Origin of the sequence: Haloferax elongans ATCC BAA-1513 (assembly GCF_000336755.1) — an archaeon.
In the GTDB taxonomy this organism is placed as follows: Archaea; Halobacteriota; Halobacteria; order Halobacteriales; family Haloferacaceae; genus Haloferax; species Haloferax elongans.
In genome coordinates this window covers 134,039-149,420 of the sequence record NZ_AOLK01000022.1, presented here as the reverse complement: position 1 = coordinate 149,420, position 15,382 = coordinate 134,039, and the positions used below count along the sequence as shown (strand labels likewise).

The 15,382-nt window shown below is 62.4% G+C and carries 18 protein-coding genes and 1 tRNA gene; 11 read left to right on the top strand and 8 right to left on the bottom strand.

The window, feature by feature from the left end; translation table 11 throughout:
- Position 1 precedes the first annotated feature (1 nt).
- Positions 2–871, top strand: a complete 870-nt coding sequence (locus C453_RS15250) for an RNA-guided pseudouridylation complex pseudouridine synthase subunit Cbf5 (protein ID WP_008325790.1) — start codon at positions 2–4, stop codon at positions 869–871.
- A gap of 33 nt (positions 872–904) precedes the next feature.
- Here C453_RS15250 and C453_RS15245 read toward each other — a convergent pair whose 3' ends face one another.
- A complete protein-coding gene (locus C453_RS15245; RefSeq protein ID WP_008325786.1) occupies positions 905–1,183 on the bottom strand; it encodes a hypothetical protein in 279 nt (92 codons plus the stop codon).
- 146 nt (positions 1,184–1,329) lie between these two features.
- Between C453_RS15245 and C453_RS15240 the strand changes: the two genes are divergently transcribed.
- The 4 genes from C453_RS15240 (at position 1,330) to C453_RS15225 (ending at position 3,842) form a co-directional block, all read left to right on the top strand.
- A tRNA-Pro gene (locus C453_RS15240) sits at positions 1,330–1,400 on the top strand.
- 1,161 nt (positions 1,401–2,561) lie between these two features.
- Positions 2,562–2,867 (top strand): hypothetical protein, encoded by a 306-nt coding sequence (locus C453_RS15235; protein WP_008325784.1) that lies wholly within the window; start codon positions 2,562–2,564, stop codon positions 2,865–2,867.
- 92 nt (positions 2,868–2,959) lie between these two features.
- Positions 2,960–3,313 (top strand): hypothetical protein, encoded by a 354-nt coding sequence (locus tag C453_RS15230; protein ID WP_008325782.1) that lies wholly within the window; start codon positions 2,960–2,962, stop codon positions 3,311–3,313.
- A gap of 79 nt (positions 3,314–3,392) precedes the next feature.
- Positions 3,393–3,842 (top strand): VOC family protein, encoded by a 450-nt coding sequence (locus tag C453_RS15225; RefSeq protein ID WP_008325781.1) that lies wholly within the window; start codon positions 3,393–3,395, stop codon positions 3,840–3,842.
- A 47-nt stretch (positions 3,843–3,889) separates the two neighbouring features.
- Here C453_RS15225 and C453_RS15220 read toward each other — a convergent pair whose 3' ends face one another.
- Positions 3,890–4,636, bottom strand: coding sequence for a sensor domain-containing protein (locus tag C453_RS15220; RefSeq protein WP_008325779.1), 747 nt, complete (start codon positions 4,634–4,636; stop codon positions 3,890–3,892).
- 101 nt (positions 4,637–4,737) lie between these two features.
- Here C453_RS15220 and C453_RS15215 point away from each other — a divergent pair, with 101 nt between their 5' ends.
- Positions 4,738–5,091 carry a helix-turn-helix domain-containing protein gene (locus C453_RS15215; protein ID WP_049907784.1) on the top strand — a complete coding sequence of 118 codons (354 nt, stop codon included), beginning with the start codon at positions 4,738–4,740 and terminating at the stop codon, positions 5,089–5,091.
- On the top strand, positions 5,088–5,426 hold the full coding sequence (locus tag C453_RS15210) for a DUF7521 family protein (RefSeq protein ID WP_008325774.1): 339 nt from the start codon (positions 5,088–5,090) through the stop codon (positions 5,424–5,426). Before C453_RS15215 ends, C453_RS15210 begins: the two co-directional genes overlap by 4 nt.
- On the opposite strand, the gene C453_RS15205 is transcribed toward C453_RS15210, so the two are convergent.
- Entirely contained in the window at positions 5,406–5,918 is a 513-nt protein-coding gene (locus C453_RS15205) for an HPP family protein (RefSeq protein ID WP_008325768.1), read from the bottom strand. The genes C453_RS15210 and C453_RS15205 overlap by 21 nt on opposite strands.
- A 110-nt stretch (positions 5,919–6,028) precedes the next feature.
- Between C453_RS15205 and C453_RS15200 the strand changes: the two genes are divergently transcribed.
- Entirely contained in the window at positions 6,029–6,601 is a 573-nt protein-coding gene (locus C453_RS15200; RefSeq protein ID WP_008325766.1) for a GNAT family N-acetyltransferase, read from the top strand.
- Between the two features lies 1 nt (position 6,602).
- Here C453_RS15200 and asd read toward each other — a convergent pair whose 3' ends face one another.
- Complete coding sequence (gene asd, locus C453_RS15195) at positions 6,603–7,637, bottom strand: aspartate-semialdehyde dehydrogenase (protein ID WP_008325763.1); 1,035 nt, start codon at positions 7,635–7,637, stop codon at positions 6,603–6,605.
- A gap of 196 nt (positions 7,638–7,833) precedes the next feature.
- Between asd and pccA the strand changes: the two genes are divergently transcribed.
- Together pccA and C453_RS15185 are read left to right on the top strand one after the other, a co-directional pair.
- Positions 7,834–9,636 (top strand): propionyl-CoA carboxylase biotin carboxylase/biotin-carboxyl carrier subunit, encoded by a 1,803-nt coding sequence (gene pccA / locus C453_RS15190; protein ID WP_008325762.1) that lies wholly within the window; start codon positions 7,834–7,836, stop codon positions 9,634–9,636.
- Between the two features lie 66 nt (positions 9,637–9,702).
- The gene (locus C453_RS15185; protein WP_008325760.1) at positions 9,703–10,674 is read left to right on the top strand and encodes a biotin--[acetyl-CoA-carboxylase] ligase; all 972 of its coding nucleotides are present in this window, start codon (positions 9,703–9,705) and stop codon (positions 10,672–10,674) included.
- A 1-nt stretch (position 10,675) separates the two neighbouring features.
- On the opposite strand, the gene C453_RS15180 is transcribed toward C453_RS15185, so the two are convergent.
- Positions 10,676–11,215, bottom strand: a complete 540-nt coding sequence (locus C453_RS15180; RefSeq protein WP_193788078.1) for a universal stress protein — start codon at positions 11,213–11,215, stop codon at positions 10,676–10,678.
- 213 nt (positions 11,216–11,428) lie between these two features.
- On the opposite strand from C453_RS15180, the gene C453_RS15175 reads away from it, so the two are divergent.
- A complete protein-coding gene (locus C453_RS15175; protein WP_008325758.1) occupies positions 11,429–11,863 on the top strand; it encodes a hypothetical protein in 435 nt (144 codons plus the stop codon).
- Positions 11,864–11,879: 16 nt separating this feature from the next.
- Here the strand turns inward: C453_RS15175 and C453_RS15170 are convergent, their stop codons facing one another.
- The 3 genes from C453_RS15170 to C453_RS15160 form a co-directional block, all read right to left on the bottom strand.
- Positions 11,880–12,893, bottom strand: a complete 1,014-nt coding sequence (locus C453_RS15170) for an amidohydrolase family protein (protein WP_008325757.1) — start codon at positions 12,891–12,893, stop codon at positions 11,880–11,882.
- 82 nt (positions 12,894–12,975) lie between these two features.
- Complete coding sequence (locus C453_RS15165; RefSeq protein WP_008325755.1) at positions 12,976–14,199, bottom strand: HD domain-containing protein; 1,224 nt, start codon at positions 14,197–14,199, stop codon at positions 12,976–12,978.
- A 119-nt stretch (positions 14,200–14,318) separates the two neighbouring features.
- The gene (locus C453_RS15160) at positions 14,319–15,380 is read right to left on the bottom strand and encodes a lipid II:glycine glycyltransferase FemX (RefSeq protein WP_008325754.1); all 1,062 of its coding nucleotides are present in this window, start codon (positions 15,378–15,380) and stop codon (positions 14,319–14,321) included.
- Between the last annotated feature and the right edge of the window lie 2 nt (positions 15,381–15,382).

Sequence of the window (15,382 nt, the reverse complement as noted above, 5' to 3'; positions counted from 1 at the left end):
CATGCTCCGCGACCCGCCCGAAGACCGAAGTCTCGACGCGCTCCTCTCCTTTGGCGTCGTCAATCTCGACAAGCCGCCGGGGCCGTCGGCCCACCAGGTGACCGGGTGGGTCCGCGATATGGCCGACCTCGACCGAGCGGCCCACTCGGGGACGCTCGACCCCAAAGTCACCGGCTGTCTCCCCATTCTTCTCGGCGACGCCACCCGCATGGCGCAGGTGTTCCTCGAAGGCTCGAAAGAGTACGTCTCCGTGCTGGAACTTCACGGCCCTGCGCCCGCCGACATCGAATCGACCGTCGCGGAGTTCGAGTCCAAACTCTACCAGAAACCGCCGCGCAAATCGGCCGTCTCGCGTCGCCTGCGCGTGCGCGAAATCTACGACCTCGACCTCCTCGAAGTGAACGACCGACAGGCGCTCCTCCGCATTCGGTGTGAATCGGGGACGTACATCCGGAAGCTGTGTCACGATATCGGGCTCGCGCTCGGTACCGGCGGCCACATGGGCCACCTGCGCCGCACCGCGACCGACCCCTTCGACGACACGACGCTCGTGGATATCCACGACCTGAAAGACGCGCTCGCGTTCGCCGAGGAGGGCGACGAATCGTGGATTCGCGACGTCGTCTCACCCGCCGAGCGCGCCCTGACGCACCTCCCGTCTGTCACCATCGCCGACAACGCCGCCCGGGAGGTTGCAAACGGTGCGCCCGTGTACGCCCCCGGCGTGCTGGCCGTCGACGACGACGCCTCTCGCGGCGATTTGGTAGCGTGCTACACCGAAAACGGCTCGGCCGTCTGTCTGGGCGAACTTACCGGCGACGCCGACGCGGAATCGGGAACTGTCGTCTCCTTAGAGAGCGTTCTGGTCTGAGTTCTCGTCGGAGGCCGCCCCCGAGTCGTGTTTCTATCGGCGCTTCTTTTCTGCCTTGGCGAGCGTTTCGGCTTGCTCGTTGACGGAATTGACTGCCCGCTTCGCATCCGGCTTGTCGAGGTCGTAGACGTATCGCCACGACGCCAGTGGGTAGCCGTGGGACTCCTCGGGCTGTCGCTCCGGTGGGTGCGAATCCTCGTTGCGTCGGAGGGACCACCATCGCAGGCCGCCAACCGTGACGGCGACGACGACGAGGGCTACCGTACCCAGATAGAGGAGGTCGAACGGGATTGCATCCAGGACACTTGGCATTGTGTTGTCAGTAGTTAGCGCGAGCGTAAAGTCGTATCCCCCGATTTGGGTCGATGACTGCGACGTATTCGCACGACAGACACTCGCTCCCCGACGACGAAACGAAGGGCTTAACCGCGAGACACGCATCGCTTTGAATGCACCCTGGGACCGTGGGGTAGTGGTATCCTCTGCCGATGGGGTCGGTAGGACCTGAGTTCGACTCTCAGCGGTCCCATACTTTTCCCGACGCTACCCTTCGAGCCGTGAGTCCGTCAGGACTCCGGCGAGAACTCCTTGCGTCGGGTGGATTATGCACGGAGCTGAGCGTCGAGCCCGGAAGTCGCAGCCGACGAGCGCAGCGAGGAGGACCGTCTTCCGACGTTCAAATATCTTTTCTGGGTCAGGTTTGTCTCTGGCGACCTACTGCATGCAGGGTCTCGATTAATCCTAAGTAGTCGTACCGGGAGTGTCCAGAGTGGTATACAAATTTAGTTTCAGAAAGTGCAATTGGTCTTTAGAAAGTTACATTAGTCACACAGTCATACCTTCAGTCGGACACCCTATCATCCCGCACCGTGTCCACTGAAAGCCGCTAAGTAGCAAAAAAAGGTTGCTCAGTAGGCTATTCAGTCGTCATCGTAGCCGCAATCGAGACTAGGACAAATCCTTCTGGCCGGCCAGCCAAGACGAGGATTGTCCCACAGATTGCGACTACGATTAGTCGCTTTTCGGAGATTGTGTTCACCTCCTAGATACTTGTTTTAGACGCCTCATATGGCGTCAGCAACGTCTTGGTGACGTGCTAATATACCCCTTGAGAGATTAACGGGAAAGGCTTCGGACTTTGCACCCGAGTTAGCAGAATCGTCAGGATTCTGAATTAGCCATTTACCCTGTGTTCCCAAAGGGTACTAATACAGTGGGCTGGGAGACACATAACGGTAGCCAGAGCGGAGTGGAAGTGAATTATACAGCGGACTAATCGAAAGACAATGGTGGAGTTTTCAATTGAACATGAGGGGGCAGATAACGCCTCAGAAGTATTCACATGATATAGTACTGAGTTGAGTTTTGAAGTCCGCATATCAGACTCAGATTCAGAAAATGTCAGATACCAAAGTGTGGTGGTGGAACCCTGATTTGGTATAGAACCAAGCAAAATTGATTGGCCAATTCGTCCCCAAATCTAATCCCGAGAACACCTCGCTACAGACCTCCTCTGTATCTCAATTCTCCACCCCCCAAACCCACAACCAAACCACCCGAACTCTAAGACCACCGTCCACAACACAAAACCGCAAGACGCACCGCCAACAGCACAAATTCCGATACCAAATAGTTAGAATATAATAATGTATTTGTAGTCTCAGAAACATTTGCTAGTCGGTGTTACACAATGCCAACTGAATTAGAAACAGTCCAGTTCTCGTTCTCGGACGTTACAGGACACGAGTACACTGCCTCGAAAGACGTCGGTGTTCGTGGACGGATTATCGCCGCAGAGACAGCCATCAAGAGCTTCGACATCGGCTACGACGGCGAGGACCACCACATCATGACCGAGAAGATTCAGACCGACGCTGACGTTCACGGCGACACGGTCAACGTGAGTCTGCACGCGCTCTTCCGCGACGCCAGCGGGCACATCGACGACCCTTACGGTGGCAATATCGAGGTCCTCATCATCTCCGAGACTGAGTAATCCGACCGGTAGTTTGGATATTTTTCGCGGTCCGTACCCCACCAGTCCGATTCCCAAATTGTCATATCCGGCCATCCGAAACGCACTCGTCTATGGATGACGCCAGCGAATCGACCGAGGGGAGCGGTGTTTCGCTCCTCTCGTTCATCTCGCGTGATGCGGTCGGTACCGTGGTGAGTCTCGTCGGGGCGAGTGGGGCACTGCTTCTGCGTGGCCACCCCTCGATGATACTGGCCGGGGTGAGTGGCGTCGGTGCGATACTACTCTTCGACTCCGAGGCGACCACCTCGACGAACTCGCTCGGCTACTTTGTCACGCTCGCGTCGTGGTCGCTCCTCGCGTGGGCTGGCCTGACGACACAGCTCTCGATTGCGACAATCCTCAGTGCCTTCTGGTTCGGCATCCAGGCGGACGGAAGGATTACGATTGAGGCGTACAAGTCGTGAGTCCGAGTCAGTTCTCTCCCCCAGACTGCCGTCGGGAATCGCCACCAACTCTCATTACCTCCCCGGAACGACAGGTAGTATGACCATCCACGGACTCCACCATCTCGTGCTCCTCGTCGACGACCTCCCGGACGGTGAGGCGTACTACCGGGAATTGTTCGACATGGAGGTGCTCTTCCGCGAAGGAGTCCGCGGAGACAAGCCGGGAACACTCCCCAAGGATATGGACTGGGACGAGGCTCGCGAAGCGGGCATCACCCCGACGATGTCGTTTCTCGGACGCGACGACTTCACCCTCGCCGTCGCAGCCGAGACAGCGGCGTTCGCAGACGGGAGGGTCGACCACGTCGCGCTGGCCGTCGACGACGACTCCTTCGAGGCAATCTCCGAGCGCGCCGAGGCAGCCGGGCTGGAGGTCGAACACACCGCGCCACACCACCGGCTGTTCACCGATAAATACGGTCTCGAATGGGAGTTGAACGCGAAACCCCGGCCGCCGGGGCGGGCGTTCGAGACGTTCGATGTCTGAGGCCTCCTGCTGCGTACAACCTGAGAGCGCCGCTTTAGGACTGGACCTCAGTCGCGGGAGAAAACCCGCGCGTGGGGTGCGACCTGTTTCGTCACGTAGCCGAGCAGCCACGCCGTCGCATTCACTAGGTTGAGGCCGACGAACAGGAGAATGACACCGACGACGGAAACCAAAAGTGCGCCTTGGAGGGACGTCACCTCACCGTTGACGAGATGAATCGGCTCGGCGATGGTGAACGTCCAGAGGTCTTGGGTGAACTGGATTGCCGGGAGGATCTGCACGTTGTCGGCGGTGATGCCGAACGTGACGCCAGGCATGTCGTAGTACAGCGGGAGCAGGATGAACGAGACTGTCAGGGAGACCCAGGTGGTGAGTGCCGTGAACAGTCCGATACCGACCCAGAGCTTCGCAGAGGTGAAGACGAGACTGACATACGTGCCGTAGTCGGTCGCGAGGTCTTTGATGTACGGAACGAGACCGTCGTCAAGCGTCGCTTCACCTGTTCGGTGTGTCAGGTCGAAGCCGAGGAGTCGGCGAGCGCTCTCCGTCTCGATGCGCATGAACGCGGTACCGAGAAGAAGCGTCAGTACGACGAGCGGGGCACCAAACAGGAAGAGGATACCCGCGCCGCCGATGCTCCCCGTCGTGATGAGCGTCACGAAGTACACGAGGCCGAGCGGGAATGCGGCCACGAGATACAGGAGGTTCTTGTACGTCTGTGCGTGGAAGGGCGCGCCCACAGCCTGCGTGAGCATGGCGGGAACGTCGAACGAACGGGACTCCGTTTGCGTCATCGTATAGTCAATCTGCCAAGGGAAAATAATAGCTTGGCTCCGACTTTCCAGGGTGGAAACTCGGCACTATCTTATATACTCTCCTCGTGGCATCGAAGAACGTGAGTGAGGATTGCAACGACGCGACGGTACTGAGCCTCCTCGACGACGAGTACGCTCGGACCATTCTCACCGCAACCAGCGAGAAACCCATGTCCGCGACCGAACTCGCAGAGACCTACGACATGTCTCCGCCGACCGTCTATCGCCGCGTGGAGTCACTGAAAGCGTGTGACCTCCTCTCTGAACAGACACAATATGCCGAGTCCGGACACCACTTCTCGGTCTACAGCGCGAACGTCGGCCAGTTCACGGTCACGTTCGAAGACGGGGAGATGACCCTCGACGTTGCCCGCGAGTCGGAGCCAGAGTCCACCGCTGACCGCTTTACCCGCCTCTACGAGGACCTACGATGAGCCCACCATACGCCCCTGCCCTTCAGATCGCTCTTCAAGTAACCGAGACGGGGTCGGACACGCAGGTCGCCCTCGTCTTCGCCAGTTTCGTCGCCTCAGCACTGCTCGGACTGTTTATCGCGAGAAAGGCCTACCAGGGCTACCGCCGCAACGAGAGTTCGCCGATGCTCTTTCTCGCCATCGGTATCGTCCTTCTGACCGCCGTCCCGGCGGTGTTCTCGTTCGGACTCTCGACGTTCACGTCCCTCCCGGGGTCGGCCGTCGTCATCGTCACGAATCTGACCGAACTCGCCGGACTGGTCGCAATCGCGTACTCACTGTACGGTCGGTTCTGAGTCGAACACCGACGACGCCGCTGCCTTTCTGACGACGACGTCCGCCGCAACGAGGAGCACGACGCTCGCGACGATGATTCCGACCTCTCTCGGCGTCGAGAGCAAGCCGAGCGAGACGATGAGCGTCGTCGCGCAGGCGGGTGCGTGAACGGTGTCGGTGGCGACCATCCCCCAACTCGTGGCGACGACAGACACGAGACCGCTGGCGACGAGTCCGAGTCCGGCGAGCGAGAACGCCGGTGGTGAGGCCGTGAGTGTCGCACCCGACGCGAGAACAGTGTAGGCGAGGAGCCCTGCGACCGCACCGATAGCGTGCCCCCCGACGACGCGCTTGCCCCGTGGTCGCTCAGACCCGACGGCAAAGGCGAGGACGAACGCCGACGGCCCGAGACTCGGGAAGATAAACGCCGACCCGGACCCCCACGCGACGACGCCGAGCGTGGCAAAGAGCAGACCGGCTGTGAGTCCCGTTTCGAGTCCGCGGCGTTGCATACCGGTAGCTCGGCGGGTGCTCCCTGAAAACAGTGTCTGACTGGACTCACGACGCGAGTCAGCCCTCGGCGACGGACGGATTCAAGTGTTGCCCTCGCAACAACACGGACATGCCCGGTGCAGTCTTTCTCGAAGGCGACCGCGTCGAACTCCGAACTGTCGACGAGTCAGACGTGGAGTTTCTTCACCAACTCGTCAACGACCCGCGAGTTCGACGCGGCATCGCCGCCGTCGACCCGGTGACACACGCCCAAGAGCGCGAGTGGGTCGATTCGCGGAGCGATGGCGACGACATCAACTTCGTCATCTGCAACGATGGCCAGCCGGTCGGAACCATCGGTCTCAAGCCACCGAACATCACCACCGGTGCGTCCGAAGTTGGATACATCGTCGCGCCCGACGAGTGGGGCAACGGGTACGCAACCGACGCGCTGCGGGCGATTTGCGGCTACGCCTTCGAAGAGCGCCGACTGCACAAAGTGTACGCGAACGCCTACGAGACCAATCCTGCGTCGTGTCGCGTCTTAGAGAACGTCGGGTTCGAAAAGGAGGGCGTCCACCGCGACCAGGGGTTCGTCGACGGGGACCACGTGGACGTGTTCCGATACGGGCTGTTAGCTCACGAGTGGCAGCACACAGCGGACGAATCCGGTCGCGAGACCGACCGCGACAGTTGGATTTAGTTTAAATCCAGCCTTCTTCGACGAGGAGTTCGCCGTTGAGGACCGATGCACCGGCCGCGCCGCGAATCGTGTTGTGGGCGAGACAGTTGTACTTCACGCCGCCCTCGGTCGCCTGAATCGCGCCGGCGGAGATTTGCATGCCGTCGCCGCGGTCGCGGTCGAGACGAGGCTGTGGACGGTAGTTGTCTTCGAAGACGTGAATGAGTTGCTCGGGCGCGCTCGGGAGGTCGACACCGGGGTACTCGCGCATCGCGGCCGCGACATCCTCGGGCGAGGCGTCTTCTTCGAGGTCGGCGAAGACGCTTTCGAGGTGGCCGTCGAGCGTCGGAATCCGGTTACAGGAGGCGTTGACCTCGGCATCGTGGAGCGCGACTTCCGCGCCGTCGAAGCTGCCGAGAAGCTTGCGCGATTCGGTCTCCATCTTCTCTTCTTCGCCGCCGATGTGGGGGATGGCGTTGTCGATAATCTCCATCGAGGTGACGCCGTCGTAGCCCGCGCCGGAGACGGCCTGAAGGGTCGTGACGTGGACGCGGTCGAGGCCGAATTGGTCGAGCGCGGCGAGCGTCGGAACCATCGTGATAGTCGAGCAGTTCGGGTTCTTCACGAGCGCGCCGTCCCAGCCGCGCTCGTCGCGCTGGACCTCGATGAGGTCGAGGTGGCCGGGGTTGATTTCGGGGATGGTAAGCGGCACGTCGGGTGCCATTCGGTCGTTCGAGGAGTTCGACGAGACGACGTAGCCCGCGTCGAGGAAGTCAGGTTCGACCTCCGCGGCGACAGACGATGGAAGAGACGAAAACAGGAGGTCGACGTCGTCAGACACTGCCTCGGGCGTGGTTCGAGTGACTTCCATCGACGCCACGTCGTCCGGAATCGGAGTATTGACCCGCCACTTAGCGGCCTCACCGTAGGTCTTGCCCGCGCTCGACTCGCTGGCGGTCACGGCCGCCAGTTCGAAGGTCGGGTGGTCGTCGAGGAGTTGGATGAATCGCTGTCCGACCGCACCGGTTGCACCGAGAATTCCGACTTGTACTGCCATTACCCGTGTCGTAGTGTGTCACACGCATAAGGTCGTTTGGATTTGGGCCGATTTTCGCGGTATTCCGCTTGTACGTCACGTTCTCGGGCGTTTCCTTCACGGTCGAACAGGTAAATCGTCGTCTGTCGAAGAACGAACCGACGTGCGTTGGAGAAACCGATAGAATAACGTGTGGTTCCCTGAAAGATTACCGCAAATGTTCAGCAAGGTTCTCGTCGCCAACCGAGGTGAAATCGCAGTACGCGTTATGCGTGCCTGCGAAGAGCTGGGTGTCCGAACCGTCGCGGTCTACAGCGAGGCCGACAAGCACGGTGGTCACGTGCGCTACGCGGACGAAGCGTACAACATCGGGCCTGCCCGCGCGGCAGATTCGTATCTGGACCACGAGTCCGTTATCGAGGCCGCCCGGAAGGCCGACGCCGACGCTATCCACCCCGGATACGGGTTCCTCGCGGAGAACGCGGAGTTCGCCAGCAAGGTCGAAGAATCCGAGTTCAAGTGGATTGGCCCGTCGGCCGACGCGATGGAGCGACTCGGTGAGAAGACGAAGGCGCGCTCGCTCATGCAGGACGCCGACGTGCCCGTCGTCCCCGGAACGACCGAACCCGCTGAATCCGCCGAAGACGTCAAGGCTGTCGCCGAGGACTATGGCTACCCGGTCGCCATCAAGGCCGAAGGTGGCGGTGGCGGTCGCGGCCTGAAGGTCGTCCGCACCGAAGAAGAAGTCGACGACCAATTCGAGACGGCACAGCGCGAGGGTGAGGCGTACTTCGACAACGCCTCCGTCTACGTCGAGAAGTATCTCGAAGCGCCGCGCCACATCGAGGTGCAGATTCTCGCCGACGAACACGGCAACGTCCGTCACCTCGGCGAGCGCGACTGTTCGCTTCAGCGCCGCCACCAGAAGGTCATCGAGGAGGCACCGTCACCAGCACTCTCAGACGACCTGCGCGAGCGCATCGGTGAAGCCGCACGTCGCGGGGTCCGCGAAGCGGGCTACACCAACGCCGGGACGGTCGAGTTCCTCGTCGAGGACGGCGAGTTCTACTTCATGGAGGTCAACACGCGGATTCAGGTCGAACACACCGTCACCGAGGAAGTGACGGGCCTCGACGTGGTGAAGTGGCAGATTCGCGTCGCCGCCGGCGAGGAACTCGACTTCTCGCAGGACGACGTGGAAATCGAAGGCCACTCCATGGAGTTCCGTATCAACGCGGAGGCTCCCGAGAAGGACTTCGCGCCCGCGACCGGCGAACTCACGACCTACGACCCACCGGGCGGCATCGGCGTCCGCATGGACGACGCTGTCCGACAGGGCGACGAAATCGGCGGCGACTACGACTCGATGATTGCGAAACTCATCGTCACCGCCTCGACCCGCGAGGAAGTCCTCGCCCGCGCCGAGCGCGCGCTCGCCGAGTTCGAAATCGAAGGTCTTCGAACGGTTATCCCGTTCCACCGGCTGATGCTCACCGACGAGACGTTCCGCGAGGGCCGCCACACCACGAAGTACCTCGACAACGTCCTCGACCCCGACCGTATCGAAGCGGCAGTCGAACGCTGGGCTCCCGACGCCGTCTCCAACGACGACAGCGACGAAGACGTAACCGAGCGCACGTTCACCGTCGAGGTCAACGGCAAGCGCTTCGAGGTCAGCCTCGAAGAGCGCGGCGCGCCCGCCATCCCGCTGGGCGACGTCAGCGGTGGCAGCGCCTCGAAATCGTCCGGCCCGCGCAAGCGCCGCGAGGACAGCGGTGGCGACCAACAGCAGATTATCGAGGGTGACGGCGAGTCCATCACCGCCGAGATGCAGGGGACGATTCTCTCTGTCGACGTCGACGAAGGCGACGAGGTCGAACCCGGAGACACCGTCTGTGTCCTCGAAGCGATGAAGATGGAAAACGACGTGGTCGCCGAGCGCGGTGGCACCGTCTCGCAGGTCCTCATCGGCGAGGGCGACAGCGTCGACATGGGCGACGTGCTTCTCGTCCTCGAATAGACGACTCACCGCGAGTCCCAGACAGGAACCACGAACCTCTTTCTTCGCGCCGTCGTAGCCGCCTGCATGAGCGACACGCGACGCGCCCTCTTGTCCGCCCTCGCCAACGGACCCGTCTCTGGTCCCGAACTCGCCGACCGTCTCGACATCTCCCGCGCCGCCGTCTGGAAACACGTCGAGTCGCTCCGCGACGAGGGATTCGTCGTGGAGAGCGAAAGCGACGGCTACGTCGTCACTGAAGTTCCGGAGTACGGCGGTCCGGCAATCGAATACGGTCTGGAAGCCGATTACGATGTGGCGTTTCATAACGTCCTCGGGTCGACGAACGACACCGCCCGCGAACTCGCCACCGAGGGCGAAAGCGACGTCGTGGTCGTCGCCCGCGAGCAGTCAGCCAGCAAGGGCCGAAAAGAGCGCGCGTGGACCGCCCCCGACGGCGGCGTCTGGATGAGTGTGCTCATTCGCCCCGACGAACCGCCCGCGTTCGCCCCGCTGTACACCTTGGCGATGGCCGTTGCCGTCTGTGATGCGGCGCGTGAAGCGGGCGTGGATGCGAGTATCAAATGGCCGAACGACGTGATTGTGAGCAGTGACTTATCTGACTCAGGCGAACAAGCGTCCGGCCGTGGCTACCGAAAACTCTGCGGCATCCTGACCGAGATGGAAGGCGAGGCCGACCGCGTCTCGTGGTTAGTCATCGGACCGGGCATCAACGTCAACATCGACCCCGAAGAACTCCCCGAGGAAGCGACCAGCGTCTCCGCAGAGGCTGGCCCGGTCGAGCGCCGTATCTTCGTCCAGCGAGTGCTCGAACGCTTCGACGAACTCCGCGCTGACCTCGACAGTGTGCTTCCGGCGTGGCGCGAGCGAGCAGACACGCTCGGGCGACGGGTGCGCGTCCACACGGCGAATGGCGTCGTCGAAGGCGAAGCTATCGACATCGAACACCCCGGGACGCTGGTCGTCCGAACTGACGACGGCGAAACGCGAGTCCACGCCGGCGACTGCGAACACCTTCGTCCAGTGGCAGAAACGTAGGTTACTCGTCGGCGGTTGCCGCGGTGTCGGTGCCCGAATCGGCCGATGCGCCCGCCTCTGATTCAGCAGGCGTGACATCCACCAGTGGGTCAGACTCCTGTCCGCCCTCGATTCTGACAGTCAACACGGGGACGCTCGACGCGCGGACGACTTTCTCCGCGACCGACCCGAGAAGCAGGCGGTCGATACCGCCGCGACCGTGCGTTCCCATCACGATAAGGTCGCACTCGCCGCGCTCGGCGAACTCGACGATTTCGCGACTCGGCGTCCCTTCGAGGATGTGCGTCTCGACCGGGATGTCCCGCGCTCTCGCAGCGCGCTCGACGAGTTCGACCGCTGCCTCGGCGTCTTCTCGCAACAGGTCGTCGAGTCCCTCCCACGAGGACTCCATCGGCAACCCTGCAAAGCTCCCGGCGTTCACCACGTACACCCCGTGGAGTTCTGCACCGTGTACTGATGCGAGAGCGGCGGCGTGGGCTGCGACGCGGTCTGAGCCGTCTGAGCCGTCGATTGGGACGATGATTCGGTCGTACATTTCTATGACACGTGGTAACATATTATCGAGTTCGGTAATAACACTTTGCTACGGGAGGAGTACTGCGAGAATATGTATGGGTGCTGTGGCGTCGGCTCCATTGCGGTGAATGTCAAATAGAGATACAATAACGGCCGAACTCGTCATCGCTCCCCGCAGCGTTCTCATGGGACTGGAATCACCTCCCAACTAATTGGCCCTGGTCTCGTTTGTTCACATATGTCACGAATCGCGTTCGCTATCCTCGGAGCCGTCCTCGCAGTGTTTCCCAAGCAAACGCTCGCAGTGTACGAATCGCTCGCCATCGAGAACCGAGACGAGTGTACGCGCCGGTCGTGGGTCGGCCCCGCTGTCCGAGTCGAGGGTGTCGTCATCCTCGCCGCTAGCCTCCTCGGGGGCAAGACGTACCAACGACTGCTCGACTTCGTCGGTGCTGCCGGGGCTGTCGCACTTGCCGCACCGAAGCAGTATCTCGGAGTCGGTGGCTGGCTCGGCTACCAGTCGTCGGGAACTGTCGAGTGGAACAGCCGATTTATCACGGTCGCCCGGTCGCTCGGCGGCCTGGTCCTCCTGTCCGCGATTCGCTCGCACAAGCGCGGCGGTAACGACGCCGCCGCGACGGAGGAACTCGCCGCAGACGACGAGTCACCCTAACGTGTCCGTCGGACGCTCAGAGATACACGTCTTTTACGTCCGCCATTCCGGCGCGGCGGACGACGGCGCGAACCACGTCCTGCACGCCGGCTAAGTTGTCCGAGTCGCCGTCGAGGACGAGGAGTTTCGCGTCGCGTCCCTCCTCGACGAGACCGTAGTTCAGGTCGGCGATGTCCGCACCGTTGATGGTCGCCATGCGAAGAATCTCGACTGCGGGCACGTCGGCCAGTTTCGACGTGAACTCCATCTCGCGGAACATCGAGGGACTGTTCAACATGACGTTGTCCGTGCCGAGTGCGACTGTCGTTCGCTCGACGAGGTCGCGAATCGGCGGGACGCCGACGCCCGTGACGAGGTTCGACCGCGGACAGACGGCGATTGGAATCTCGTCGTCTTCGACTCGCTGGAGGTGCTCGGGTTCGGGGTAGACCATGTGGACGAGGAAGTCGGGGTCGAGGTCCAACGCGGGCGTGATGTCGTGTGAGTCGCGCTCGCCCGCGTGAATGCCGAACAGTTTTCTGGCGTCTGCGGTTTCGGCTCTGAGTTCCCCGAACTCCGCGTCTCGTGCCCCTGACGCACCGAATCCGTCTGCTTCTCGCATCGCATCCGCCGTCTCGCGGCCGAGGACGACTGCTTCGATGTCGCGGCCGTCGAGCGCCTGGCGAATGACGTCGACACCTTCGACGCCACCTTCGCGGAATTCGAGACACGCCGCTGTCCCGCCGTGTTCCATCATTCGGAGCGAGCGAGCCATCGCGGCCGCCTTCTCGTCGGTGCTCGCCGCCCGGAGGAGACGGTGTTTCAGCCCGTCCGGTGGTGCGACCAGTTCGTCGAGCGAGAGCCCGCCACCGGCCTCCTTCGCGATGGAGTCGCCGAGATGGGTGTGCGCGTTGACGAACGCAGGAAGGATGATATCGGTCGAATCGGTGGTCGTCTCCTCGACGGCGGTTATCGTTCCGTCTTCGACGACGACCCTGCCTTCGACCGGTTCGAACGCCCGGCCACGAAGTACGGTCCCCTCGAGTTGCATCGCTCACGACTCGGTCGTCGCGCCGCTTGAACCTCCCGCATCGAGGTGGAACGCGGCCGCCCGCCCGTCGGCGGCGACACCCTCACTCGAACTCGTCGAGCGTCGTATTCAGACCGCCTCGGACCTCGTTGACGAGCGCCCCACTCACATCCAACCCGAGAACGTCGGCGGCGGCGCGGCCCACCGTTTCGGTCACGCCCTCTGGGGCGTACACGCCGAGTCGCCACTGCTGTTCTTGGGCGGTTCGAAGCGCCTGAACGAGCGGTGATTCGCGTTCTAACTGCCGAATCTCGCCGTTGACCATCACCCGCGAGGACGATTCTGTCATCGACGGCCGAGACGGGATATCGACGATGACCGACTCGGCAGGCACGCCCGCAGTGTCGGCGATATCGCGTTCGAAGCCGACGATAGTCTCGTGGTCGGCGTCGAGAAGCGACCCGGGAACGTCGGAGAGTTCGGCCCAGACGGCCCGTTTGTACAGGTCTCGGGTTGCCAATCGGTCGGCGAAGTCGGCGGTCGAGGGGTTGAGTCGGAGACCGACCAAGAGGTCGTAGTCGTCCATCCGCCGGAGTTCGTGGGCGTCGATGTCGGGTTCTGAGAGCAGTTGCTCTGACGCTCGGCGCAACATCGCCTTCGAGATGCGGGCGACGTGGTGGGCGTAGACGGTCGGGTTCATCAGGGCGCGAGCGAGGAGGAGTGATTCGGCGGTCTGGACGTTCCCCTCGGCGAGGACGAGTTCGCCGTCGACGAAGGTGAGTTCCCGAATCAGGCGCTCGTGGTCGATGGTGCCGTAGGGGACGCCCGTGTGGTGGGCGTCGCGGACGAGGTAGTCCATGCGGTCCACGTCGAGTTCCCCCGAGACCAGTTGGCCGAACTTCGCGTCCCCGGAGACGAGTCGTGCGACTCGTTTGGGGTCGAGTCCGTGGTCGTCGAGGACCGACCCGACGGTCCCGCGCGTGACGAGTTCCTCGACGTCGTCGTGGTACTTGCCGGTGTGGCGGTGAGTCACTTCCTCGACGTTGTGGCTGTAGGGACCGTGACCGACGTCGTGGAGGAGTGCAGCGGCCTCGACGTGGGCGGCAGCATCGCCTTCGATGCCGAGATGCGAGAGGGCGCGCGAGGCGAGGTGATAGACGCCGAGGCTGTGTTCGAATCGCGTGTGATTCGCGGAGGGGTAGACCAGTTGGACCGTCCCCAACTGCTTGATACGGCGGAGACGCTGCATCTCCGGCGTGTCGAGAAGGGCTTCGGCGACGCCCGTGACCTCGATGTGGTCGTGGACGCTGTCCTTGATGGTCGTCATGGTGAGGATTCGACCGTCATCGGGTAAAAAGGGTCGGGCGCAAGGGAATCGCCGGACGGCGAGGTAGAATCGACGGCAAGGCGACGAGGTAGAATCGACGGCAGGGCGGTGACGCGAAGTCACCGCTCCGTGAGGAACCCGCCGAGCGGGCCGGGGAGCGAAAACGGCACGGCGGGTGCAACGGTGGCGGCAGCCATCTGTCGGAGCGCCATGGGAGTACTCCGCCACCGGAGATTGTAGTACACAGCGAGTTCGGGACCGAGTTTGGCTTTGAACCCGGTGAGTCGCTTCATGTTCGCCCCGCCGAGGTCGTAGACGCTCGCTCCCTCGGCTTTTGCGGTCTGCATGATGTGCCAATCGAGGAGGCTGACGACCGGGAAGCCGACGCCGGGGTCGACAGCGCCCTGCCAGCGATACACTCGGTCGCCGTCGTGGATGGCGATGATACCCGTCTCGGGCTCGCCGTCGACGACCGCGACGTGGGTTCGGACTGTTCCGTCCGGCAGTGCGTCGGCGAGGTCGCGGACGAACGCAGGCGTGACGCGGTAGGACTTGTCCTGTTGTTCGTGGCGGTCGCGGACGAGGTCGAGCACCATGTCGATATCGTCGCGATCGCCCAGTTCGAACGTGAGACGGTGGTCGTCGAGGTCCTTGATGTTGCGCCGGATGTTCCGACTGAACCGCGATTTGATGGTCTCCTCGTCGGCCGTCAGGTCGACGTGGTAGGTGTAGTCCGGCGTCGCGTCGAAATCTGCCCAACGATAGCACCGCACGTCGGTGAGGTCGGTCGTCCCGCGGAGGTGGACGAAATCGGGGTCGAACGTGTCGTGGAGCCACTGGACCGACCCGGAGACGAACTCGTCGAGGGTCTGTTCGCGCCGCCGTCGCTTTCCGGTGTTGTCCGTGTTCAGTACGGGACCGAGCGAAAAGCTCTCCAGTATGTGTGGGGGCGAGACGACCGCCGGTCGCCCGTAGCGGGTCGTCTCGAAGACCGGAAGCAGACCGACCGGTTCGTCGCCGTGAAGGCCGACGAGGCAGTGAAGCGTCCCCTTCGAGTGCGCTTCGAGGACGCGAAGCGCCTCGGCGCGGTGAAAGGGGGTCGCGCCAGTGACGTGGTCGTGGTCGACGTACCGGTTCCACGTCTCAGGGTCGTCCGTCAGGTCGACGAATTCGAGCGACATGG